Genomic DNA, 20,633 nt, shown 5'->3' with positions numbered 1-20,633 from the left:
TGACAGGCGCATGAAGTTCTGGATTCAGATGGTGGATAGACACTTCTTGAAAGTGCCGTCGCGCGACCTTTACGTCTCTCCTGACCACGCGGTTGAGATCGACGGGGTGCTGATCAACGCGATGGCTTTGGACAACGGCACCACGATTACGCAAGTCGCCAAGATGCCGCTGGATGGCTTCACCTATTACCATGTGGAAACCGAGACGGCCGCATTGCGGCGTGCATCCTAGCCAAGCACGGGCACTCGTTGACCGCCTAAAGGGCGCGCTAGAGGAGTTGCCGCTACAAGGGTCGCGACGGCTTGCTGATGAGCGGCGCGACCCGCTCTGGGCTGTGCGCCATGTCGTTGGCTTCGCGCACTTCGGCGATTGTCGTGACGGCGAGCCGCTCTATCAAGCCGCGCTCGACCTCCTCCAGAACGGATGCGACCTTTCTTTGCAAGGCGTGCTCGATTGAGCAGGAGGGCGCATCTTCCTCTTCCGCGCCGCCGGCGACCAGGCGCTCATCAAGGGCGAGATAGACATCCGCCAGCGTAATCTGCTCGGGCCCGCGCGCCAGCCGCCAGCCGCCGGCATGTCCTTTCTCAGAGATCAGCAACCCAGCCTCCCGCAGCTTGCCCAAGACGCGCCTGACGACGACCGGGTTCGTCCCGGCATGCTCCGCAATATCCGCCGATGTGCGAATGCGGTCTGGGTCGCCCGCCATATGGCCAAGGGTGTGGAGGGCAAGCGACAGGCGCGAGTTGCGTTTCATAGGCAAGTATTCTCCAAGTTGGAGGCATGTGTAACATTTCATGTTGCATCAATCTAGTAACCGAGTAAGTTACCTGACTTGCAGAGCAACGAGTGGAACAAACCGTGTCAGACACACGCCTTCCTGTTACCGTCCTCTCTGGGTTTTTGGGCGCGGGGAAGACCACGCTGCTCAACAGGGTGCTGAACAACCGCGACGGGCGTCGCGTTGCGGTGATCGTCAACGACATGTCCGAGGTGAATATCGACGCGGATCTGGTGCGGGCGGATACCGAGCTGAGCCGCACCGATGAGACCCTGGTCGAGATGTCCAACGGCTGCATCTGCTGCACCCTGCGCGACGACCTGCTGGACGAGGTGCGCCGGCTGGCCACGGAGCGGCGCTTTGACTACTTGCTGATCGAATCCACCGGCATCTCAGAGCCGCTCCCCGTGGCGGCGACGTTCGATTTCCGCGACGAGTTCGGTGACAGCCTGTCCGATGTGGCGCGGCTGGACACCATGGTCACCGTCGTGGACGCGGCGAACCTGCTGAACGACTACGCCTCTCACGACTTCCTGCGCGACCGGGGCGAGACCATGGGCGACGAGGACGAGCGCACCCTGGTGCACCTGCTGACCGACCAGATCGAGTTCGCCGACGTGGTGATCCTGAACAAGGTCGCGGCCGCCGGGCCGGACAAGGTCGACTCGGCGCGCAAGATCATCCGCAGCCTGAACGCCGATGCCGAGATCATCGAGACCAACCACTCCGCGGTCGCGGCGGACAAGATCCTCGACACCGGGCTTTTTGACTTCTACCAGGCGCATGAGCACCCGATGTGGGCCAAGGAGCTTTACGGCTTCGCCGACCACGTGCCCGAGACCGAGGAATACGGCGTCGCCTCATATGTCTACCGCGCGCGGCAGCCGTTCATCCCCGAGAGAATCCAAGAGGTCCTGAACGGCGACCTGCCGGGCGTCATCCGGGCCAAGGGGCATTTCTGGCTGGCGACGCGCCCCGAATGGGTGGCGGAGTTCTCGCTTGCCGGCGCGCTGTCCAGCGTCAAGCCCATCGGGACATGGTGGGCGAATGTCCCCCAGGAGCGCTGGCCACAGCATGTGCTGGAATCTGACTACATCAAACAGCATTGGTCAGAGCCATGGGGCGACCGGCGCCAGGAGCTGGTCTTTATCGGTGCCGGGATCGACTGGGCTGCGCTGAGATCCACGCTGGACGGCTGCCTTGTGCCCGCCGCTCTGGCCGCCGGGCCGGAGGCGCTGCCGCTGGACCTGCCCGACCCGTTCCCCGGCTGGCGGCAGGTGGAGAACGCGGCGTGACCCATAATCTTGGTGAAATCAGGCTGCGCCGCAAACGCCGGGCCGCTGACCCTATGCGGACCTATGATGCTCTGCCGACGCCGCTGCGCCGGTGGTTGTCGCAGGCCGCCTTGCCATGGTCGCCTACCTCTGCCCGCAAGATCTGGGCGCGGGCGCAGGCAAAAGGCCTCGACCACGACGAGGCGCTCGCCCTGTTAAGCCGCGCCGAAACCAACGCGCTCGCGCGCGACAAGCGCGCGAAGGGCCAATCTACCCACCCAACAAAATAAGGACTATCCCATGTCATTCATGACACGGTTCGCGGCTGCCGCTATGCTTTCGTTTTCCACCGCGCTGCCTGCTGCGGCGCAGGACGGCACGCTCAATATCTCTGTGGGCTTTATCTCCAGTGATCCCATCCCGGACCCGCGGGCAGGCTATAACGGCTGGATGTTGAACCAGACCGGCGTAACCGAGACCCTGATGGGGATCGACTACGAGCTGAACCTCTACCCCCGTCTGGCCGCAAGTATCGACCAGGCCGCTCCCACCACCTGGCGGGTGACATTGCGTGAGGGGCTGAGCTTTCACGATGGGGCGCCGGTGACGGCGCAGGCCGTGGTGGACGCGATCACGCCGATCTCTGTTGAGGGCCACCCCGGCTACAACGCCCGCATCGCGAACCTGCTCGACCTGGCCTCCGTATCGGCGGATGGCGACCGGGTTGTGGTGTTCTCGACGAACGCGCCCAACGCCGCCTTCCCATGGACGCTGTCAGAGCCGGGCATTGCCATTCTGGGGGCCGCATCGGATGACTTCCCGATCAACGGAACCGGGCCCTACATGTTCCAAGAGGCGATCCCGGACCAGCTCTACCGGGTCGCCGCGAACACCGAATACCGCCTCGGCGCCCCCGGGTTCGAAGAGGTCCGCGTTGTCGGCATCCCCGATCCCGGCGCATCTGCGCTGGCGTTTGAGGCGGGCGAGGTTGATATGGTGATCAACTACCCAGAGACGGATTTCGCGCGCATTCAGGAAACCGGAGCGATTGGCTTTGCGGCCCCAACGGCGCGGCTCTATTTCTACACGGTCAACGCAGCCAGCGGCCCGATGGCAAATCCGCTGATCCGGCGCGCGGTATCCGCCGCCATTGATCGCGACGGCATCGTGCAAGCGGCACTGTCCGGTGTGGGCGGCGTACCGGCTGGTACGGTGTATCCTGCTGGCATGGGCTGGGCTGCGGATATTGCTCCGGTCTATGACCCCGCTCTGGCCGAGGAGTTGCTCGCCCAAGCAGGTGCCGTCAAAGAAGGTGGCACGTGGATGCTGAACGGCGCGCCGCTTGAGATTGACATCGTGACATATTCTTCGCGCGCTGCCCTGCCGCCCACGGCCGAACTGACCCAGGCGTTCTTGCAAGCCATCGGCGTGAAGGCCAATGTCAGCGTTGGCGAATACGGGGCCAGCAACGACGCCATTGCGGCGGGGGATGCTGATATGTTCCTGCAGGCGTGGGTGACCACCCCACAGGGCGACCCCGGCGCGGTCTTGGAGACGCTGCTGAAATCCACCGGCGGATCCAACACGGGCGGCTACTCGAACCCAGAGCTGGACCAGCTGCTGGCGGACGGTCGCACGACCTTTGAGCAAAGCGGGCGCGAGGCGATCTATGATCGCGTGCAAGAGATCATCGCGGCGGACGCGGCCATGATCCCGGTCTTCCATGTCAGTCAGACGAATGTGGCACGGGCGGGCTTGACCGGCTATGCAGTGCATCCGACCGAGACCTATTGGCTCACCCATGAGACGAAAATGACCGAGTGACGATCTTCGCGAACGGCCTGAGCGCGACACGCTCAGGCCGCACCATACTACACTCGACTGATGTTGAGATCAGGCCCGGCGAACGCGTCGGGCTTGTTGGTGCGTCAGGCTCCGGCAAATCGACGCTCGGCCATGTGCTGATAGATGCGCTGCGCGCCCAGGGCCAAAGCGTGGCCCATGTCCCGCAAAGCCCGGACGAGGCGCTCGATCCGCTTCGGTCCATGGCGTTTCATTGGCACGAGGCCGAGCGGGCGCTGGACCTATCGCCAGACCCTGATCGCCAGCAATCGCTCTTCCGGGCCCTGCACATCTCAGGCGGGGATCTGCGCAAACGCCCCTGGGGCTGGAGCCGCGGTATGCAGCAGCGCTTTGTCATTGCGATGGCTCTGATTGGCACCCCAGATCTTCTGGTGATGGACGAGCCGACCTCGGCGCTGGACCCGGTGGTCGCGGCGGGCACGATGGAGCTGCTGGAGGCCTACCTTGCCGACCGGGACACCGCGCTTTTGCTGATCACCCACGACCTTGGCCTCGCGGCCCGCCGTGTGGGGCGCCTGCTGGTCATGGATGAAGGCCGCATCGTCGAGGACGCGCCAACCGAGCAGTTCCTTTCGGCACCGGCAACCCCGGCCGCCAAGGCGCTCTGCGCGCATCGCAGCTGGTTGGAACTGCCATGCTGAGGGTGGATCACGTGACTGTTAGGCGCGGTTCTGCCGTGACCCTGGATGATGTGTCGCTCTCGCTGGCAGCGGGCAAAACGCTTGCCGTCGTCGGCGAAAGCGGGGCGGGGAAATCGACGCTTATTAATGCGATCCTTGGGCTGGTGCCCTGTCATGCCGGAGAGGTGACATGGAAGGGTGCGCCTGTGCGTCAGTGCAGGCCCGCGCTTGTGATGCAAGAGCCGCGCAGCGCCTTCAATCCGCGCCTGGCCCTGCGCCGCTCGGTGTTGGAGCCGCTGGCGGCGCGCGGCGCAGGCCTTGACCATGACCGCCTAAACACGCTTTGCGCCGGTCTTGAGATCGCGCCCGATATGCTGGACCGCCGGCCGCAGGACGTCTCCGTTGGCCAAGCGCAGCGCGCGGGCATTCTGCGGGCCTTGATCGCCGCCCCGCCATTGGTTCTGTTTGACGAGCCCTTGTCGGCGCTGGACGCGGTCACACAAAAACACACCGCCCGCCTGATTGCGCAGTTGCAGCGCGAGGAAGGCTTTGCCGCGTTGATCGTGACCCATGACCTGGGCTACGCCGCCGCATTCGCGGACGACATCGCCGTGCTGCGCGCCGGACGGATCGAAGAGCTGGGGCCGGCGCGCGACGTTGTTGACGCCCCGCAATCCGAATATGGCCAAACGCTGCGCGATGCGGCCTTCGCTCTTGGCGCATTGGAGCGCGTCTCGTGATCGGCATCCTTGCGAACCTGCTGCTGCGCGCGGTTGTCGTGCTGGTCGGGGCCGCGCTGGTGACCTTTGTCCTGCTCTGGCACGCGCCCGGCGATCCCGCGCTGGCCATCGCCATGGCCCGCTACAATGCGGTGGTTCCCGCGGATGTGATCGATGTGGTGCGGGCCGAGGCGGGGCTGGACGCAGGGTTTTGGCCCGCGTTCAAGGCATGGATCACGCCGCTGCTGATGGGCGATTTTGGGCGGTCATCAGTCACCGGGCGGGACGTCTGGCCGGAACTCTTGACGGCGATATCTTACACGGTTCCGCTGGCGCTGTCGGCTCTGCTTGTCGGCGTGTTGCTGTCCGTGCCCCTTGCGCTTGTGGCCACGCGCCGCCCGGGCAGTTGGTTGGATCGCGGCGCCGTGGCTTTGGCGTCCATCGGGGTTGCTATTCCGGCGTTCTGGCTGGGTCTCTTGCTGATCCTGCTCTTCGCGGTTCAGCTGGGCTGGCTGCCGGCCATGGGGGCGCGAACCCATGCGCATATCATTCTGCCGGCGCTGACGCTGGGATTGGGGGTTGCGGCCTCGCTGACCCGTATCCTGCGGTCGGGCATTCTGGAGGCGCGCGAGCAGCCTTTCCTGCCCGCGTTCCGCCGGCGCGGCGTGGCGGGCCGTGACATCGAGCGCGACCATGTCGCACCGCATGCCGCCGTGCCCTTTGTGACGGTGTTTGGCCTTGAACTGGCCTTCCTGCTCGAAGGCATCGTCGTGGTCGAGGTGATCTTTGCGCGCCCCGGCCTTGCCAGCTTTCTGGTGAGCGCCATCGGCGCGCGCGACTTCCCCAAGGTGCAGGCGGTGGTGTTGGTCACGGCTGGGGTGTTCGTCGTGGTCAACCTGCTGATCGACCTGTTCTATCGCCTCCTCGACCCCCGGATCGGAGAGCGCGATGCGTAGCGTCATCACCCTGATATGCGTCTTTGTCGGACTGGCCACGCTGGGGCCGATGCTCGCCCCCTATGATCCCACGCAGATCGACATCCCGAACCGGCTGAGCGCACCTAGCGCCGCGCATTGGCTGGGGACCGACGCAATAGGGCGCGATATCCTGTCACGGCTCCTGCACGGCGCGCGCTGGTCGCTGGGGCTCGCCTTCTTGATCTCGGTCACCGGGTTGGTGATCGGCAGTTTGGTGGGCCTGCTCGCCGCGCTTGGGGGCAGGGCGACCGATTGGGCCGTGATGCGTGTCACGGACACATTCCTGGCCTTCCCAGAGCTTGTCGCCTCGGTTGTGATTGCCGGATTGCTGGGGGCCAGCACCGGCAGCCTGATCTTCGCGCTGACCGTGACAAGCTGGATGCGCTATGCCCGGGTGGCGCGGGGGATCGGGCTGTCGCTCAAGACGCGCGGCTATGTCATCCAGGCGCGTCTGGCGGGCCTATCGCCATGGGCCATCGCGCGCTGGCACTACCTGCCGTCCCTGCTGCCCTCGCTGACCGTTGTGTGGACGGGCATGTTCGCGCGGGCCATCCTTGGCATATCCGCGCTGGGGTTTCTTGGCTTTGGCGTGCAGCCCCCCATGCCGGAATGGGGCACGATGCTGCTGGATGCGCGCATCCATATGCGCTCGACGCCGCTTCAGATGATCTGGCCGGGCCTGGCGATTGTCATCTGCGTGCTGGCCATCAATCTGTCCGGGGACGCCCTGCGCGATGCCCTGGCTAAGCAGGAGGACCGGGGATGACCGCCATGGATCGTCCAGGCCTTGGCATCGGGTTGCGCGTCCTGTCCGGCGTGCTGATGGCGTCGATGTTGGTTTGCGTCAAGGCCGTGAGTGCGGACGTACCTCTGGGCGAGATCGTCTTTTTCAGATCGGCCTTCGCCGTGATCCCGCTGATCCTTTTCCTTTGGCTCCGCGGGGAGTTCCCGCAGGGGCTGGCCACCAAACGCCCGATGGGCCACCTGCTCCGCGCGAGCTTTGGGGCGCTGGCGCTTTTCGCCTCATTCGCCGCCATCGCGCGTCTGAACTTGGCAGAGGCGATCTTGATCGCGCAGCTCTCTCCCATCCTGATGGCCATCGCCGCGGTCGCGTTGCTGGGCGAGCGTCTGACGGTCTGGCGCGTTGGCGGGCTGGCCTTGGGCTTTGCCGGGGTCGTGGTCATGGTCTGGCCCGAACTGGGCGCGGATGGCGCCTCGGGCATGCGCTTTGCTGGCCTCTTGCTGGGGTTGCTCTCTGCCGCGCTGACGGCGCTTGCGCTGATCATGGTGCGCAGCCTCAACCGCACCGAAAGCCCGGGCGCGATTGCGCTTTACTTCGTTCTTGCGTCAATGCTCGGCGCGCTTGCGACGCTGCCATGGGGCTGGGTCATGCCAAGCAGCGGGACGCTTCTTTTGCTGGTGTTCGCGGGTCTCTTCGGGGGCTTTGCGCATATCGCCATGACCCTGGCGTTCCGCTACGCCGAGGCCACCCGGCTGGCCCCGTTCGAATACATAGCCTTGCTTTGGCCGATCCTGGCGGACCTTTTGATCTTCCGGCTCTCGCTTTCAACAAGTTTCCTGCTGGCGCTGCCTTTGATCATGCTAGGCGCGTTCACGGCGGCGGCAGAGAAGACGCGAAGCCCAACCCGACCAGCATGAGCGGAGAGGGGCTTGGGTTGCGCCCAAACCCCTCCGAAGATTGCTGCATCACCCCATCCATCGCGCCGGCAAGACCGCGCCGTCGGTTGCGGGCCCCTAGCTGAGCACAGGGCTCAACAGCGGCGCGGAGCCTCCGTTCGGGACCGCGCGCAGGGTGCAGTGATAAATCTCGGACAGCAGGTCCGGTTCCAAGACATCCGCGATCTTGCCGCGCCGCACCACGCGCCCCTGGTGAATGAGGCAGGCGGCATTGGCGTAATGCGCGGTGAGGTTCAGGTCATGCATCACCGCGATCACGCCGCCGCCCTCGGATGCGTATTGCGCGGCGATATCCATGATCGCCACCTGGTGCGCGATATCCAGGCTCGAGACCGGCTCGTCTAGCAACAGCCATCGCGGCACGCCATTCACCACCGGCTGCCAGACCTGCGCCAGCACGCGCGCGCATTGCACGCGCTGCTGCTGACCGCCCGAGAGCTCTTGATAGAAGCTGTCGGCGTGATCGGCCAGGCCCACGCGGGCCAGCGCCTGCAGAACCACCTCGCTGCGATCGCCGGAGATGCCCGCGCTCAGGCCGATCTCGACCACCTCGCGCGCGGTGAAGGGGAAGGTTAGCGACACCGATTGTGGCAGCACCGCCCGGCGCCCCGCCAGCAGCGGGGCAGGGACGTCCTGGATGTCGTCGCCCTCCAGAGTGACCTGCCCGGTGTAGCGCAGCTCTGCCGTCAGCGCCTTCATCAAAGTAGACTTGCCAGACCCGTTGGGGCCAATGATAGCCGTCACCTCGCCGGGCTGCGCGACGAAATCCACGCCGTGCAGGACCTCCTTGCGACCGTAGGAGACGCGAATGCCACTCGCCATAAAGCTCATAGGTCCACCACCCCGCGGCGCCGCAGCAGGATCCACAGGAAGACCGGCCCGCCGATCACCGCCATCACGATGCCGATGGGCAGCTCCGACGGGGCCACGATGACGCGGGACACGATATCGGCGAACAGCAGCAGCGCCGCGCCCATGATCGCCGCGTTCAGCAACAGCGTGCGGTGATCCGGCCCCACCGCCAGGCGCAAGAGATGCGGCACGATGATTCCGACAAAACCAATGCCTCCAGAGACCGCCACCGCGGCGCCGGTCATGGCCGAGACCGACAGAATCGACCTGCGCTTTAGGCGCTGCACGTCGATACCGATGTGATGCGCCGTGGCCTCGCCCATGCTCAGACCGTTCAGCCCCTGGCCCAGCGACAGGGCCGCCAGCGTCGCAAGCCCCATGACCGGGGCGGCGACCAAGAGCTTGGACCAGGTCGCCCCCGTCAAGGCGCCCATGCCCCAGAAGGTCAGCTCTCGCAGTTGGATGTCATCGGCCATATAGACCATGATCCCCGACAACGCGCCCGAAAGTGCTGCGATCCCGATCCCGCCCAGCAGCATTGTGGCCACCGAGGTGCGCCCCGCGCGGGTCGCCAACGCGTAAAGCGCGATCATCACCGCCCAGGCGCCCACAAACGCCGCCAAGGGCAGCATGGCATAGCCGAAGAACTCGAGCACCGCGGGCGGCAGCACCGCCCCGGAGACGACGATCACAAAGATCGCGCCAAGCCCGGCCCCAGAGCTTACGCCCAATAGCCCGGGATCCGCCAATGGGTTGCGAAAGAGGCCCTGCATCACCGCGCCGGACACCGCCAACGAAGCGCCGACCAGCATCCCCATGAAGGTGCGCGGCGCGCGGATGTCCCAAAGCACCGTGCGCTCTAAGCGGCTTAGCTCTTGGCCCGTCAGCAGCTTCCACAGCACCTCCCACAAAGAGATGCCCGTTGCCCCGATGGTGAGGCTCGCCACCACCGCAACGCCGAGGATCACAAGCAGCACCGACCGCAGGGCCAGCGCCTTGCTGCGGCGCGGCGAGGCCAGGCCAACCGCCGCTCGCATTTGATCGGACGCCGCCATGTCAGCCGCCATACAGCGCGTCGGCGAGGTCCTCGATCGCGTCAGGCGTGCGCGGACCAAAGCCAAGAAGGTAGAGCCCATCCATGCGGATCACGCTGCCGGTGTCGAAGGCTGGCGTCAGCGTCATGCCCGGCACCGCAAAAAGCTCTTCGTTGCTGGCGCCGTGGTTATTGTCGCGCGAGATCATCAGAATCGCATCGGGCTTGGCTTGGCTGATCGCTTCGCTGTTCAGCGGCTTGTATCCGGTGAAGCTGCCCAGGGCGTTGATCCCGCCCGCGAGCTTGATCATCGCGTCCGCAGTCGTGTCGGCCCCCGAGGCGAAGGCCCGCCCGTTCTGCAGGGAAAGGATGAACATCACCCGCTTGGGCGCTTGTCCGTGGCTGGTCGCCTTTTCAAAGGCGGCCTCAACGCGCGCCTGCGCGTCGGCGGCCATGGCGGCGGCCTTTTCCTCTTCGCCCAGGGCCAGGCCGACGGCGTTGATCTTATCGGCCAGGCCCTGCGCGGTTGGCGACTCGGGGATGATGATCAGGGGGATTTCGGCGGCCTCGAGCAGCGCCACCGTTTCCTTGGGGCCCAGGTCGTGCTCGGCGATGATCATGTCGGGGTTCACCGACAGGACGCCCTCGGCGGCGACATTGCGGATGTAGCCCACATTTGGCAGGTCGGCCACCTCGGCGGGGTAGCTGGATGTGGTGTCGCGCGCGATCACCCGGTCGCCTGCGCCCAGGGCATAGATGATCTCGGTCAGCGAGCCGCCGACGCTTACGATCCGTTCACCCTCGGCAAGGGCGGGCGTGACCAGCAGGGCCGCCAGGCCCGCAAGGAAGGCGCCCCGCATCAGGCCATCTCCTCTTGCAGGCCGGGAAGCTCAGCCACCATCGCGTCCCAGCGCGGGCGATCGTTGACGTCCCATTCGGGGCCGGTGCCGAACATCATCGCGATCAGCATGCCGTCCTTGTCGAAGGCCTCGACCGAGACGACATCGCCCTTGGCGGATGGCTTGGTGGCGGACCAGACCTCGGCGATGTGATCCAGCCGCAGGTGCAAATCGAACCCCGGATCCAGCACGTTCTGCCAGGGCCCCATGCTGCGCAGGTTCTGCACCGGGCCAGAGTGGATCTGGATGCAGCCGCGGTTGCCGACGAAGACCATCACCTGGATCCCGTCCTGGGCCGCAAGGGTCAGGGCCTGGTTTATCGCCTCGGGCCGCAGGCGCCGCGTCCAGGGCTCGCCCACGCAGCGGTAGGCGCCGAGCCGGTTCATGCCCAGCTTCTTGGAGAACATCATGAACTGATGCGAGTCGGTCATCCGCGACCAGCGCTCGCGCAGGTTCTCGACATTCTCGGGGGCGTATTTGGCGGGCTCGGTGGGAACGCGGGGCTCGACGGACAGCTCGGGGCTCTGCACGTCCGTGGACAGGGCCACCTGGGCGCTTTTCCATACATTGAGATCCGAGCTCTCGCGCAGGAAGATCTTGTGCACCGCGTCGCCGGCGGCATCGAAGACCTGGATCGAGCGGCGCATCCCGTTGTCGAGCTGTTTTTCCACCATGAAGGCGTGCTGCCAATGGCTGGGGAACATGCGCAGGTCGATCTCGCGATTGAACACCATCGCCGCATGGCCGCCGCCGCGGTAGTTGCCATAGCGCCCGACCTTCTCGTGCACGCAGGACGCGTTGCGGGTCAGGGCCATGACCTCGCCAAGCCCCTCGGCCACGGCCATCAGCTTGTCGATATCGGACTTAATGCGGGTCACGCCGTGCCCGGTATAGGCCGCCAGAAGCTGCGCCTCGCTAAGTTTGTGCTTCTCTGCGAAGTCCCGCTCTCGGGATTTCGGATCGTCTGCGCGCAGGGCGCGTATGTCTGCCGCGGTCAGTTTCATGGCTGCATTTCCGAGTTTGGGCCGGACCGTGGCTGCCATCTAAGTGGCTGGCTGCGTGGGCAAAATTATCTTGACTGTTTTGGTCGGGTACCCTATCGCAGCATTCGGCCCTCCGCGCAAGGAGGCAACACTCAAAAAAACTCGCCGTCGCAAGCCTGAAGCAAGCTCTTGGCGCATTCATCTTGGATGGGGAAACAGATGACTAAACTAGGAAGGGCAGCCTGGCTGTCCGGAGCGTCCGTTGTGGCGCTCGTTGCGGCTGCGCCGCTTGTGTCGGCGCAGAGCGTTGACCTTGGCACGATCATACTGGGCGAAAGCCGGCGGGATGTGCAAACCGACACCGCCGTGCCGGTGACCGTGGTCGACCAGAAAGAGCTGAACGACAGGCAAGCAGACACCATCGCCGAGCTGGTGGATTCGGTTCCGGGGGTCACCCTGGTGAATGGTTCCACTCCGCAGGGCTCGGGCATCAACATCCGCGGCTTTGGGGCGAATAGCACGTTCGGATCGGACCAGAAGGTCCTTATCCTGGTGGACGGGGCCACAACTGGCGCCGAGGAAATCTACCGGATCGGAACGCAGCTATTCACCGACCCCGCGCTTTACAAATCCGTGACCGTGACGCGCGGCTCCGTCGGCGGCTTTGAGTATGGCACGGGCGTGATCGGCGGGCTCGTTCAGTTGGAGACCAAGGACGCCTCTGACTTCACCGGGGGCGAGATCGGGTTCCGCTTCAACCAGACCCTGCAATACGACACCAACGACCAGGGCGCCGCAACGTCCTCGATCATCGCTTGGCAGCCTGACAATAACCTAGAGTTCCTGGCCAACTACGCCTACCGCGAGAGCAACGATGCGACCGATGGCGGCGGCAACACGATTGGCAACAGCTCCGTGGCGCTGCCGTCCTACCTGGTGAAGGGCGCCTACACTTTCGGGGACGGGGACGCGCACCGGCTAGTGTTCAGCTACTCCGACACCTCCGCGCAGGACCGCGATGTGCCCTATGATACGTTCATGACCACGGCGGGTGTTTTCGGAAATGTCGACCGGGACACGCAGACCAAAACGGCGGTGCTGAGCTATCGCTACAACCCGGCGGATAACGACCTGATCGACCTTGAGGTGGACCTGACCCACGCGGATCAACAGATAGACAGCATCGGCGTCAGCGGTCAGACGTCGCCCCGGGTTGTCCCGCTGGTGAACGCGGATCACCGCTACCGGACCACCAAGCTGACCGTGAAGAACAACATGTTCTTCACCACGGGCAATGTGGATCACGATCTGCGGATCGGTGCCGAGGCGATCCGCAAGGTGCGGCTGGACGCCAGCTCGGCCCCCGGCGGTACGGATAACCGTTTTGCGGTCTTTGCCGTGGACGATATGAGCTTTGGCAATTTCGAGCTGACGCCCGCCCTGCGCTACGAGACGTCGCGGATCGTGGGCTCCACCGCGCCCAACGACGGCACGTTTGAGAACGACGCGCTGGTGGGTGGCATCTCGGCCAAGTACAACTTTGCGAGTGGCTTCTCGGTCTTCGGCTCTGCCGCCTATACCGAGAACCTGCCGATCATCGATGACCTGGGCAACGTGCAGCTGATGGAGCAAAGCGAGAAATCCCGGTCCGTTGAGTTGGGCTTCTCCTTTGATAACGGCAACGGCTTGGCCGCCAAGGTCAACGCCTATGACACACGGCTCTGGGACGTCACCTCTTATCGCGGCTTTTCCGTCGCTCAGCATATCCAAGAGGTCGACATGCGCGGCGTCGAAGTGGAAGTCTCCTATGCCGCGGATAGTGGCACATATGTCGACCTGAACGCCAACTTCTCGAACGGCGCCGAGACCACGCGAGCCTCAGTAGAACGTCGCTGGAGGCAAAGCCCGGCCGACAGCGTGCAGCTGACCTTGGGCCGCAAGTTCGAGAACGGCTGGGATGCCAGCTGGGAGGCGGTGGTCGCCGCTTCGATCGACTTCGGTCGCGACCATATTCCAGGCTATTCGGTGCACAACCTGCGCACCACCTGGGCACCGCAGGAGGGGCCGCTTGAAGGCGCCGAGTTCCGCTTTGGCATCGAGAATGTGTTGGACCGCGATTACAGGCCTGGGCTTTCCTCGCGCAACGCGCCGGGCCGTACCTTCGTAGTCACCGTAATGAAGACGTTCTAAGCGTCGAAAAAGACCATGAGTTCCCTCTCGAAGAACCTTCTCATGGTCAACTTGGCAGCGGGGGAAACCTCGCTGCCTTTGTCTTCCAACCCTAGCAACGGAATGAAGCCGCCATGCGCCTGAGACCCTCCGTCCTTATCGCAGCTATGATGCTTGCGCCCCTCGCCGCCAAGGCCGATGACACGCAAGCGCAAATCGAGCTGGAACTGAACGCGCTGGACCCGGGCGAGGGCTCCTGCCGCCTGACCTTCGTGGTTGTGAACAGCCACGAGACGCCGCTGGATAAGCTGGTTTATGAAACCGTGCTCTTTGACGCGTCGGGCCGCGTGGAGCGGCTGACACTTTTTGACTTCGGCGCGGTGCCCAGCGGGCCGCCGCGGGTGCGCCAGTTCGACATCCCCGGGCTGGACTGCGGCAATATCGGCCGGGTGCTGATCAACGGCCCCAGCGCATGCGACGGCGCGGGCGTGGACCCCATGATCTGCACCGGGCCATTGAAGCTCGGCAGCCGCACCGACGCTGAATTGATCGGCTGAGCCAATGGGGAATGTCGATTGGCAATCGCTCATCGGGCCGCTCTTGCAGCTCGTGGATTTGGGCGGCCCGGTGGTGGCGGTGCTCGCGGCGGTGTCCGTGCTGACGCTGGCGGTGGTCCTCTACAAGCTCTGGCAGTTCCAGCGCGCGGCGGTGGGCCGGCATAGAGCGCTGACCCTGGCGTTGGAGCATTGGGACCGCGGCGAGGCCGACGCGGCCAAGGCCGCATTGGCCAAGAGCCGCAGCTACCTCGCGCCGGTCTTCGCTCTGGCCATCGCCCAGAGCGCGGCGCCCGAGGGGCTCTCGGATCGCCTTATGGCCGAGGCGGACACCCGCTTTGCCAAGCTCGAGCGCAGCTTTCGCTTCCTCGATTCGGTGGCGCAGCTTGCGCCCTTGCTGGGCCTGTTCGGCACCGTTCTGGGCATGATCGAGGCGTTCCAATCGCTGCAAGGCGCGGGCGCACAGGTCGACCCGTCGATCCTTGCGGGCGGCATCTGGGTGGCGCTCTTGACCACCGCCGTCGGGCTGGCGGTCGCGATGCCGACATCGCTGGTGCTGTCTTGGCTCGAAAGCCGGATGCAGGCCGAGCGCGTGCTGGGCGACCGTCTGATCGCCGTCGCTTTGCGCCCCGCCTCGGTGGGCGATGCCCGTGCGGCTTAGCCGCCCGGCCCGGCGCCGCGCGCTTTCGATGACATCGCTGATCGATGTCATCTTTTTGCTGCTGCTCTTCTTCATGCTCAGCTCGACCTTCTCGAAATTCGCCGAGGTCGAGCTTGCGGCGGCAAGCGCGGGCGGGGCGGCAGAGGGGGAAGCGCCCAAGATCGCATTCCTTGAGCTGGACGAGGCGCGGCTGCGCCTCGACGGGCAAGAGCTGGCGCTGGCGCAGGTCGCGGTAACCCTGAACGAGCGCGCCGCGGAGCCGACGCTGGTGCTGGTGCAGGTCAGCCAGGCCGCGACCGCGCAGCGCCTAACCGACCTCCTTGTCGCGCTGCGCAAGATCGATGGGCTGCTCGTCAACGTTATGGCGCCGACTTGAGACAAGCCGCGACAAAGCCCAAGCGCGAGCCCACAATTGCCCTGATCAACGTGGTCTTTCTGATGCTAGTGTTCTTCATGGTGGTGGGCACAATCGCGCCGCCGCTGGATTCTGAGTTGGCGCTGGTGGAGACGCAGGACCTGGAGGGGCGCGAGCCGCCGGACGCTCTGGTCGTGCATGCGGATATGCGCCTGACCTATCGGGGCGCCGCGGTGAGGGATGCGTCCGAATTCCTCGCGTCCCGCCCCGGACTTAACGGCGCCGCCGTGCGCATCGTGCCCGACCGCGCGCTGCCCGCTGCCGATCTGCTGCGTGTCGCGCAAGACCTGCGTCGCAGCGGCGCGGGCTCGGTCATGATCGTCACCGAAAGGGCGCTGCAGTGATCGCCGCGTCGCGCAGCGTTGCCTGCCTCGCCCTCACCGCCGCGGCCGGGCTGCACCTGGGGGGCATCTATGCCTTCTTCGAGCCCGAGCCGATACAGATCCAGGGCGGCGGCGCGGGCGCCGTGGCGCGGCTTGGCAATGCATTCGCGGATTTGGTCGAGGGCGTGCCGACCCCTGTTGCGGTAGACGACGTGGCGGAGACCGTTGAGAAACCGGAACCGCTCGAGCCCAGAACCGAGACCGAAACCGCTGACGCTCCAGAGGTCACCGAACCGGCGCCGATCGTCCCCACGGAAACGACGCGCGCGACAACCGACGAAAGCGTCAAACATCGCGCGCAGGTTGACGAAACCACCGCTCGGGAGGCAGTCGAGAACGCGGCCGCCAATCCGCCCGATCCTGCGCAGACCCCAAGCCCCGAGGCGATCCCTGCTGCGCCCGTCGAACCTGTGGAGCCCGTCGAGCCCGTCCCGACCGACGCCGACACCACATATGCCAGCCAAGTGTCCGTGCCCGTTGAAGTAAGCACCACAAGCGTGGACGCTGGCGTCGCCCTTGCCCGCAGTGCCGCGACCACGGTCAGTGTGTCGCCAAGCGCTACCATAACGGCCGCCGCAACCGCTGTCGCGCTACCAACAGAGACCGTCACGGCTAAGCTGCAAGAGGCCTCTCCCAAGCAGGTCACAACCGCTTCTGTAACGCCTGCCTTGGCCGCACCCGCCGTGGTCGCCGCCGCCTCTCCTGTGCCTGTGACCGTCGCCAAGCCGGTCTCGCAGACGTCACCGGTCCAGCCAGAAGATGTCGCCGCGTCCAGCACCGTCACCGAGACATCGGTTGCCGAGGACGATACCGAGGCCGCCGTCTTGCGTTCTCCCAAGCCGTCGGTCCGTCCGCAGAGGGTCGAGGCCCCAGAGGTCGCAAAAGCACCGCCCAAGCCCAAAAGCAAACCAAAACCCGCGCCCGCCGGCAACAGCGCCACCCGTGCCGTCGCGGGGTCCTCGACCGGCAGCGCCGAGAGCAAGAACACCTCCGCCGGGAGGAGCACCACCACCAACCCCGCAAAACCAGGCAACGCTGCCGTGTCGAATTACCCCGGTAAGTTACTGCGCTGCGTGTCTCGCGCGGCGCGGGCCAAGGGCAACTTCCGCGGCACGGCGGAGATCGGGTTCAAGATCAGCGACGGCGGCGGCGTGGCCGTGGTGTTTGTGGCGCGCAGCTCGGGCTCGGCGGCGCTGGACAATGCCGCCATGCGCGCCATCCGCCGCGCGGGGCCCTGCCCAAAGCCGCCACCGGGCGCGCAGCGCAGCTACTCGATCCGGGTAAAGGGGCGTTAGCCCGGTTTCAGCAACAACGGCGCGCCTCACAAATGCGTCTCGGCATATCGGCGCGTTTTGCATAGGAATTTCCTTGCAATGCCCGCGTGGCTGAGAAACTCTGTGCTGCGGGCGGGGCCGGGCGCCGGTCCCACGCATGCCCGACATATGCCCGACATATGCCCGACACAGGTCCGACGGAAAGCCGACGCATGAGATCGCCGCTTTTGATTGCCCCCAACCCAGCCGATCCGCGCCTGACCCGCGCGGTCGAGGGGATGGACCATACCGGGGCGAAAGTGCCTCTGAACGTGGTGACCGAGCGCCCGTTGACGATCTATCTCAACAGCCAAGAGATCGTCACGGCGATGACCATCGGCGACTACCCCGACTACCTGGCGGTGGGGTTCCTGCTGAACCAGGGCATGCTGCAGCGCTCGGATGACGTCACCGGGATCGACTATGATGACGAGTTAGAGACGGTCGTGGTTCGCACTGCAAGATCAACGGATTACGAGGAGAAGCTCAAGCGCAAGACGCGCACCTCCGGCTGCGCTGTGGGCACGGTTTTTGGCGATATGATGGAGGGGCTGGAGGGAATTGTGCTGCCCAAGGCAGAGCTGCGCACCTCCTGGCTTTATGCCCTGGCGCAGCAAATCAACACCGCGCCGAGCCTCTATCTTGAGGCGGGTGCCATCCATGGCACCGTGCTCTGCCAGCAGGATAAGCCGCTGGTTTATATGGAGGATGTGGGCCGTCACAACGCCGTCGACAAGATCGCGGGCTGGATGTTCCAAACAGGCGCCGAGGCGGGCGACAAGATCCTCTACACCACCGGGCGGCTGACCTCGGAGATGGTGATTAAATGCGCGCAGATGGGGATCCCGGCCTTGGCGTCGCGGTCGGGGTTCACGGCCTGGGGCGTGGAGATCGCCCGCGAGATCGGGCTGACGCTGATCGGGCGGATGCGCGGCAAGCGGTTCGTCTGCCTCTCGGGCGCCGAGCGGCTGGTCTGGGACGCGGATCTGGACGCCATCCCCGACGAAGGTAAGAAGCATCGCAGGAAGAGCGCTGATGGCTGAGATCCTGGGCGTGATCCTTGCGGGCGGGTTGGCGCGGCGCATGGGCGGCGGGGACAAGTCCCTGAAAACACTGGGCGCACGGCCCGTTCTGGAGCGTGTGTTGGAACGCCTGACGCCGCAGGTCGGCGCGCTCGCCCTGAACGCAAACGGGGACCCGGAAAGATTTGCCGGGTTCGGCCTGCCGGTGCTGCCCGACAGCGAGCCGGACCATCCGGGCCCCTTGGCCGGGGTGCTGGCGGGGCTCGATTGGGCCGCGGGTCAGGGCGCGCAGCGCATTGTGACCGTGGCCGCTGACACGCCCTTCTTTCCGACCGATCTGGTGGCGCAGCTGGCCAATGCCGGCGACGGGATCGTGCTGGCGGCCACGCCTCACCCAGAAAAGGGCATGATGCGCCACCCGACCTTTGGGCTCTGGCCTGTGGCATTGCGCGAGGACCTGCGCGGCGCCCTGCGCGGGGGGCTGCGCAAGATCGTCGCCTGGACCGATCAGCACAACGCAGCCACTGCCGCCTTTCCCGCCGAGCCTTTCGACCCGTTCTTTAACATCAACACGCCCGAGGATATGCTGGCGGCTGAAACGATCCTAAGGGACCACGCACCATGAAAATATTCGGCGTCGTCGGGTGGAAGAACTCGGGCAAGACCGGCCTCATGGAGCGCCTGGTGGCCGAGATCGCCGGTCGGGGTCTTCGTGTGTCGACGGTCAAGCACGCCCATCACAGCTTTGATGTCGACCACCCGGGCAAGGACAGCTATCGGCATCGCGAGGCCGGGGCGCATCAGGTCCTGTTGAGCTCGCGCAACCGCTGGGCGCTGATGACAGAGCATCGCGGCGCGGAAGAGCCGCCGCTTGCAGCGCTTTTGGCGCAGCTTGCAGAGGTCGACCTGGTCCTGGTCGAGGGCTACAAGCGCGACGCCCATCCCAAGGTCGAGGCGCATCGCGCGGCCACCGGTCAGCCGTTGATCGCGCCGGGTGACGCAAGCGTGCTGGCCGTGGCCAGCGATGCGGCACCTGACTTGGACCGCCCGGTGTTCCACCTGGATGCCACGGCCGAGATTGCGGATTTCATCCTGGCAGAGACCGGGCTAGCCGCTCTGTCGAAAACCGCCTGATGCAGCCGCCGCGTTTAAAGAACGACTGTTTCGCGCTGCCGCCCGGGGTGGACTGGACCCCGGTGGACGACGCGCTTGGGCATCTGCGCGAGGCGCTGCAGCCCGTGACAGAGGTCTCGACAGTCGCGCTGGCGGGTGCCGCGGGGTTGTTTCTGGCCGAGGACGCCATCGCGCGCCGCGCGCATCCGCCCGCGGCAAACTCGGCGGTGGACGGCTACGGCTTTGCCCATGCGGCAACGGGGCAGGGCGTGCAGATCTTGCCGCTGGTCGAGGGCCGCGCCGCGGCGGGAGCGCCTTTCACGGGCGCGGTGCTTGCGGGTATGGCGATCCGCATCCTGACCGGCGCGATCCTGCCAGAGGGTGTCGACACTGTGGTGTTGGAGGAAGACGTGACCGCCGAGGATGGACGCATCGCCTTTCATGGCGGGCTGAAACCCGGCGCCAACGCGCGCAAGGCGGGCGAGGACATCCACGAAGGCGCGGTGGCCGTCCCGGCCGGGCACCGTCTGCGCGCACAAGAGCTGGGTTTGCTGGCCTCGGTCGGCGTGGGTGAGGTCGTGGCCCATCGCGCCCTGCGCGTCGGCGTGTTGTCGACCGGCGACGAGGTGGTGGATGTGTCAGGGGCCGCCGCGACCGGACAGATATTCGACGCCAACCGTCCCATGCTGCTGTCGTTGCTGGCGGAAATGGGCTGTGTTCCGGTGGATTTGGGGCATGCTCGCGATGACGCCGCCGCCCTCAGCGCACAGCTGGACGCGGGCGCGGCGCAGGTGGATGTGATCTTGACCTCGGGTGGGGCGTCGGCAGGCGACGAGGACCATGTCTCCGCGCTCTTGTCCGAGACCGGCTCGATGGGGCTTTGGCGGATTGCAGTGAAGCCGGGCCGCCCCTTGGCGATGGGCATGTGGCGCGGTGTGCCGGTCTTTGGCCTGCCGGGCAACCCCGTGGCGGCCTTTGTCTGCACACTGGTGTTCGGCGCGCCTGCGTTCCGCTTGCTCGCTGGCGGTCGCTGGCGCGTGCCATCGGGCGTGATGGTTCCGGCGGCGTTCTCGAAGAACAAGAAGCCCGGGCGGCGAGAATACCTGCGGGCGCGGCTGGTGGACGGCGCGGCAGCGGTCTTTGCCTCGGAGGGGTCGGGGCGTATCTCTGGGCTGAGCTGGGCGGAGGGCTTGGTAGAGCTGCCGGACGGCGCCGTAGATGTGGGGCAGGGCGACCCGGTGCGCTATATCGCCTTCTCGGACTTCACCCTGTAACGCAAAAGCCGCCCAAGGGCGGCCATGTCTGC

Annotated in this window: 24 protein-coding genes; 19 read left to right on the top strand and 5 right to left on the bottom strand. The window is 65.7% G+C overall.

The genetic code is table 11. From position 1 onward, the window contains the following. Positions 1–10: 10 nt before the first annotated feature. A complete protein-coding gene (locus AIOL_RS13350) occupies positions 11–232 on the top strand; it encodes a Hint domain-containing protein (RefSeq protein ID WP_049643435.1) in 222 nt (73 codons plus the stop codon). A gap of 52 nt (positions 233–284) precedes the next feature. On the opposite strand, the gene AIOL_RS13345 is transcribed toward AIOL_RS13350, so the two are convergent. After that, positions 285–755 (bottom strand): RrF2 family transcriptional regulator, encoded by a 471-nt coding sequence (locus tag AIOL_RS13345; protein ID WP_082152581.1) that lies wholly within the window; start codon positions 753–755, stop codon positions 285–287. Positions 756–859: 104 nt separating this feature from the next. Here AIOL_RS13345 and AIOL_RS13340 point away from each other — a divergent pair, with 104 nt between their 5' ends. Genes AIOL_RS13340 through AIOL_RS13305 form a run of 8 tightly spaced genes read left to right on the top strand, consistent with a single transcriptional unit; the run spans position 860 to position 7,891 of the window. Continuing rightward, positions 860–2,074 carry a GTP-binding protein gene (locus AIOL_RS13340; RefSeq protein ID WP_049645438.1) on the top strand — a complete coding sequence of 405 codons (1,215 nt, stop codon included), beginning with the start codon at positions 860–862 and terminating at the stop codon, positions 2,072–2,074. Then, on the top strand, positions 2,071–2,343 hold the full coding sequence (locus AIOL_RS13335; protein ID WP_152912525.1) for a DUF6525 family protein: 273 nt from the start codon (positions 2,071–2,073) through the stop codon (positions 2,341–2,343). The genes AIOL_RS13340 and AIOL_RS13335 overlap by 4 nt, the downstream gene beginning before the upstream one ends. Before the next feature lie 10 nt (positions 2,344–2,353). After that, complete coding sequence (locus AIOL_RS13330; RefSeq protein WP_049643433.1) at positions 2,354–3,877, top strand: ABC transporter substrate-binding protein; 1,524 nt, start codon at positions 2,354–2,356, stop codon at positions 3,875–3,877. Then, entirely contained in the window at positions 3,874–4,557 is a 684-nt protein-coding gene (locus AIOL_RS13325; protein ID WP_049643432.1) for an ATP-binding cassette domain-containing protein, read from the top strand. Before AIOL_RS13330 ends, AIOL_RS13325 begins: the two co-directional genes overlap by 4 nt. 35 nt (positions 4,558–4,592) lie before the next feature. Then, positions 4,593–5,276 carry an ABC transporter ATP-binding protein gene (locus AIOL_RS13320; RefSeq protein WP_235439019.1) on the top strand — a complete coding sequence of 228 codons (684 nt, stop codon included), beginning with the start codon at positions 4,593–4,595 and terminating at the stop codon, positions 5,274–5,276. Further along, a complete protein-coding gene (locus AIOL_RS13315) occupies positions 5,273–6,211 on the top strand; it encodes an ABC transporter permease (protein WP_049643430.1) in 939 nt (312 codons plus the stop codon). Before AIOL_RS13320 ends, AIOL_RS13315 begins: the two co-directional genes overlap by 4 nt. Then, positions 6,204–6,998: an ABC transporter permease gene (locus AIOL_RS13310; RefSeq protein ID WP_053101271.1), complete on the top strand. Its 795-nt coding sequence runs from the start codon at positions 6,204–6,206 to the stop codon at positions 6,996–6,998. The genes AIOL_RS13315 and AIOL_RS13310 overlap by 8 nt, the downstream gene beginning before the upstream one ends. Beyond that, positions 6,995–7,891 carry a DMT family transporter gene (locus AIOL_RS13305; RefSeq protein WP_049643428.1) on the top strand — a complete coding sequence of 299 codons (897 nt, stop codon included), beginning with the start codon at positions 6,995–6,997 and terminating at the stop codon, positions 7,889–7,891. Before AIOL_RS13310 ends, AIOL_RS13305 begins: the two co-directional genes overlap by 4 nt. A gap of 96 nt (positions 7,892–7,987) precedes the next feature. Here the strand turns inward: AIOL_RS13305 and AIOL_RS13300 are convergent, their stop codons facing one another. From AIOL_RS13300 to AIOL_RS13285, 4 genes are read right to left on the bottom strand one after another with little or no spacing between them, the layout of a single operon-like run. Continuing rightward, entirely contained in the window at positions 7,988–8,761 is a 774-nt protein-coding gene (locus AIOL_RS13300) for a heme ABC transporter ATP-binding protein (RefSeq protein ID WP_053101270.1), read from the bottom strand. Beyond that, entirely contained in the window at positions 8,758–9,819 is a 1,062-nt protein-coding gene (locus AIOL_RS13295) for a FecCD family ABC transporter permease (RefSeq protein ID WP_235439017.1), read from the bottom strand. Before AIOL_RS13295 ends, AIOL_RS13300 begins: the two co-directional genes overlap by 4 nt. Before the next feature lie 19 nt (positions 9,820–9,838). Next, positions 9,839–10,675 (bottom strand): heme/hemin ABC transporter substrate-binding protein, encoded by an 837-nt coding sequence (locus AIOL_RS13290; protein ID WP_049643425.1) that lies wholly within the window; start codon positions 10,673–10,675, stop codon positions 9,839–9,841. Continuing rightward, a complete protein-coding gene (locus tag AIOL_RS13285; RefSeq protein ID WP_049643424.1) occupies positions 10,675–11,718 on the bottom strand; it encodes a hemin-degrading factor in 1,044 nt (347 codons plus the stop codon). Before AIOL_RS13285 ends, AIOL_RS13290 begins: the two co-directional genes overlap by 1 nt. 198 nt (positions 11,719–11,916) lie before the next feature. Between AIOL_RS13285 and AIOL_RS13280 the strand changes: the two genes are divergently transcribed. From AIOL_RS13280 to AIOL_RS13235, 10 genes are all read left to right on the top strand, one after another. After that, positions 11,917–13,887 (top strand): TonB-dependent receptor plug domain-containing protein, encoded by a 1,971-nt coding sequence (locus AIOL_RS13280; RefSeq protein WP_049645437.1) that lies wholly within the window; start codon positions 11,917–11,919, stop codon positions 13,885–13,887. 113 nt (positions 13,888–14,000) lie between these two features. Next, positions 14,001–14,423, top strand: a complete 423-nt coding sequence (locus AIOL_RS13275) for a hypothetical protein (protein WP_049643423.1) — start codon at positions 14,001–14,003, stop codon at positions 14,421–14,423. A gap of 4 nt (positions 14,424–14,427) precedes the next feature. Next, positions 14,428–15,081, top strand: coding sequence for a MotA/TolQ/ExbB proton channel family protein (locus AIOL_RS13270; protein ID WP_049643422.1), 654 nt, complete (start codon positions 14,428–14,430; stop codon positions 15,079–15,081). Next, the gene (locus tag AIOL_RS13265; RefSeq protein WP_235439016.1) at positions 15,065–15,457 is read left to right on the top strand and encodes a biopolymer transporter ExbD; all 393 of its coding nucleotides are present in this window, start codon (positions 15,065–15,067) and stop codon (positions 15,455–15,457) included. The genes AIOL_RS13270 and AIOL_RS13265 overlap by 17 nt, the downstream gene beginning before the upstream one ends. Further along, complete coding sequence (locus AIOL_RS13260; protein WP_049643421.1) at positions 15,454–15,840, top strand: ExbD/TolR family protein; 387 nt, start codon at positions 15,454–15,456, stop codon at positions 15,838–15,840. Before AIOL_RS13265 ends, AIOL_RS13260 begins: the two co-directional genes overlap by 4 nt. Continuing rightward, positions 15,837–17,174, top strand: a complete 1,338-nt coding sequence (locus tag AIOL_RS13255) for an energy transducer TonB family protein (protein ID WP_049643420.1) — start codon at positions 15,837–15,839, stop codon at positions 17,172–17,174. The genes AIOL_RS13260 and AIOL_RS13255 overlap by 4 nt, the downstream gene beginning before the upstream one ends. Positions 17,175–17,365: 191 nt before the next feature. Further along, positions 17,366–18,235: a formate dehydrogenase accessory sulfurtransferase FdhD gene (gene fdhD / locus AIOL_RS13250; protein WP_082152579.1), complete on the top strand. Its 870-nt coding sequence runs from the start codon at positions 17,366–17,368 to the stop codon at positions 18,233–18,235. Continuing rightward, positions 18,228–18,839, top strand: a complete 612-nt coding sequence (gene mobA / locus AIOL_RS13245) for a molybdenum cofactor guanylyltransferase MobA (RefSeq protein ID WP_049643418.1) — start codon at positions 18,228–18,230, stop codon at positions 18,837–18,839. The genes fdhD and mobA overlap by 8 nt, the downstream gene beginning before the upstream one ends. Beyond that, positions 18,836–19,348, top strand: coding sequence for a molybdopterin-guanine dinucleotide biosynthesis protein B (gene mobB, locus AIOL_RS13240; protein WP_049643417.1), 513 nt, complete (start codon positions 18,836–18,838; stop codon positions 19,346–19,348). The genes mobA and mobB overlap by 4 nt, the downstream gene beginning before the upstream one ends. Further along, the gene (locus tag AIOL_RS13235) at positions 19,348–20,601 is read left to right on the top strand and encodes a molybdopterin-binding protein (RefSeq protein ID WP_049643416.1); all 1,254 of its coding nucleotides are present in this window, start codon (positions 19,348–19,350) and stop codon (positions 20,599–20,601) included. Before mobB ends, AIOL_RS13235 begins: the two co-directional genes overlap by 1 nt. Positions 20,602–20,633: the final 32 nt, after the last annotated feature.

This window comes from Candidatus Rhodobacter oscarellae, assembly GCF_001078595.1.
Taxonomy (GTDB): domain Bacteria; phylum Pseudomonadota; class Alphaproteobacteria; order Rhodobacterales; family Rhodobacteraceae; genus Rhodobacter_B; species Rhodobacter_B oscarellae.
The sequence above is the reverse complement of the archived record's forward strand: the minus strand, read 5'-3'. Positions and strand labels throughout refer to the sequence as shown.

What these genes read in the sequence shown, in the direction of transcription:
- AIOL_RS13350 (WP_049643435.1), top strand. Translation starts at nt 11, where the DNA reads ATGAAGTTCTGGATTCAGATGGTGGATAGACACTTCTTGAAAGTGCCG.
- AIOL_RS13345 (WP_082152581.1), bottom strand. Translation starts at nt 755, where the DNA reads ATGAAACGCAACTCGCGCCTGTCGCTTGCCCTCCACACCCTTGGCCAT.
- AIOL_RS13330 (WP_049643433.1), top strand. Translation starts at nt 2,354, where the DNA reads ATGTCATTCATGACACGGTTCGCGGCTGCCGCTATGCTTTCGTTTTCC.
- AIOL_RS13310 (WP_053101271.1), top strand. Translation starts at nt 6,204, where the DNA reads ATGCGTAGCGTCATCACCCTGATATGCGTCTTTGTCGGACTGGCCACG.
- AIOL_RS13305 (WP_049643428.1), top strand. Translation starts at nt 6,995, where the DNA reads ATGACCGCCATGGATCGTCCAGGCCTTGGCATCGGGTTGCGCGTCCTG.
- AIOL_RS13300 (WP_053101270.1), bottom strand. Translation starts at nt 8,761, where the DNA reads ATGAGCTTTATGGCGAGTGGCATTCGCGTCTCCTACGGTCGCAAGGAG.
- AIOL_RS13295 (WP_235439017.1), bottom strand. Translation starts at nt 9,819, where the DNA reads ATGCGAGCGGCGGTTGGCCTGGCCTCGCCGCGCCGCAGCAAGGCGCTG.
- AIOL_RS13290 (WP_049643425.1), bottom strand. Translation starts at nt 10,675, where the DNA reads ATGCGGGGCGCCTTCCTTGCGGGCCTGGCGGCCCTGCTGGTCACGCCC.
- AIOL_RS13285 (WP_049643424.1), bottom strand. Translation starts at nt 11,718, where the DNA reads ATGAAACTGACCGCGGCAGACATACGCGCCCTGCGCGCAGACGATCCG.
- AIOL_RS13280 (WP_049645437.1), top strand. Translation starts at nt 11,917, where the DNA reads ATGACTAAACTAGGAAGGGCAGCCTGGCTGTCCGGAGCGTCCGTTGTG.
- AIOL_RS13275 (WP_049643423.1), top strand. Translation starts at nt 14,001, where the DNA reads ATGCGCCTGAGACCCTCCGTCCTTATCGCAGCTATGATGCTTGCGCCC.
- AIOL_RS13270 (WP_049643422.1), top strand. Translation starts at nt 14,428, where the DNA reads ATGGGGAATGTCGATTGGCAATCGCTCATCGGGCCGCTCTTGCAGCTC.
- AIOL_RS13265 (WP_235439016.1), top strand. Translation starts at nt 15,065, where the DNA reads ATGCCCGTGCGGCTTAGCCGCCCGGCCCGGCGCCGCGCGCTTTCGATG.
- fdhD (WP_082152579.1), top strand. Translation starts at nt 17,366, where the DNA reads ATGAGATCGCCGCTTTTGATTGCCCCCAACCCAGCCGATCCGCGCCTG.
- mobA (WP_049643418.1), top strand. Translation starts at nt 18,228, where the DNA reads ATGGCTGAGATCCTGGGCGTGATCCTTGCGGGCGGGTTGGCGCGGCGC.
- mobB (WP_049643417.1), top strand. Translation starts at nt 18,836, where the DNA reads ATGAAAATATTCGGCGTCGTCGGGTGGAAGAACTCGGGCAAGACCGGC.
- AIOL_RS13235 (WP_049643416.1), top strand. Translation starts at nt 19,348, where the DNA reads ATGCAGCCGCCGCGTTTAAAGAACGACTGTTTCGCGCTGCCGCCCGGG.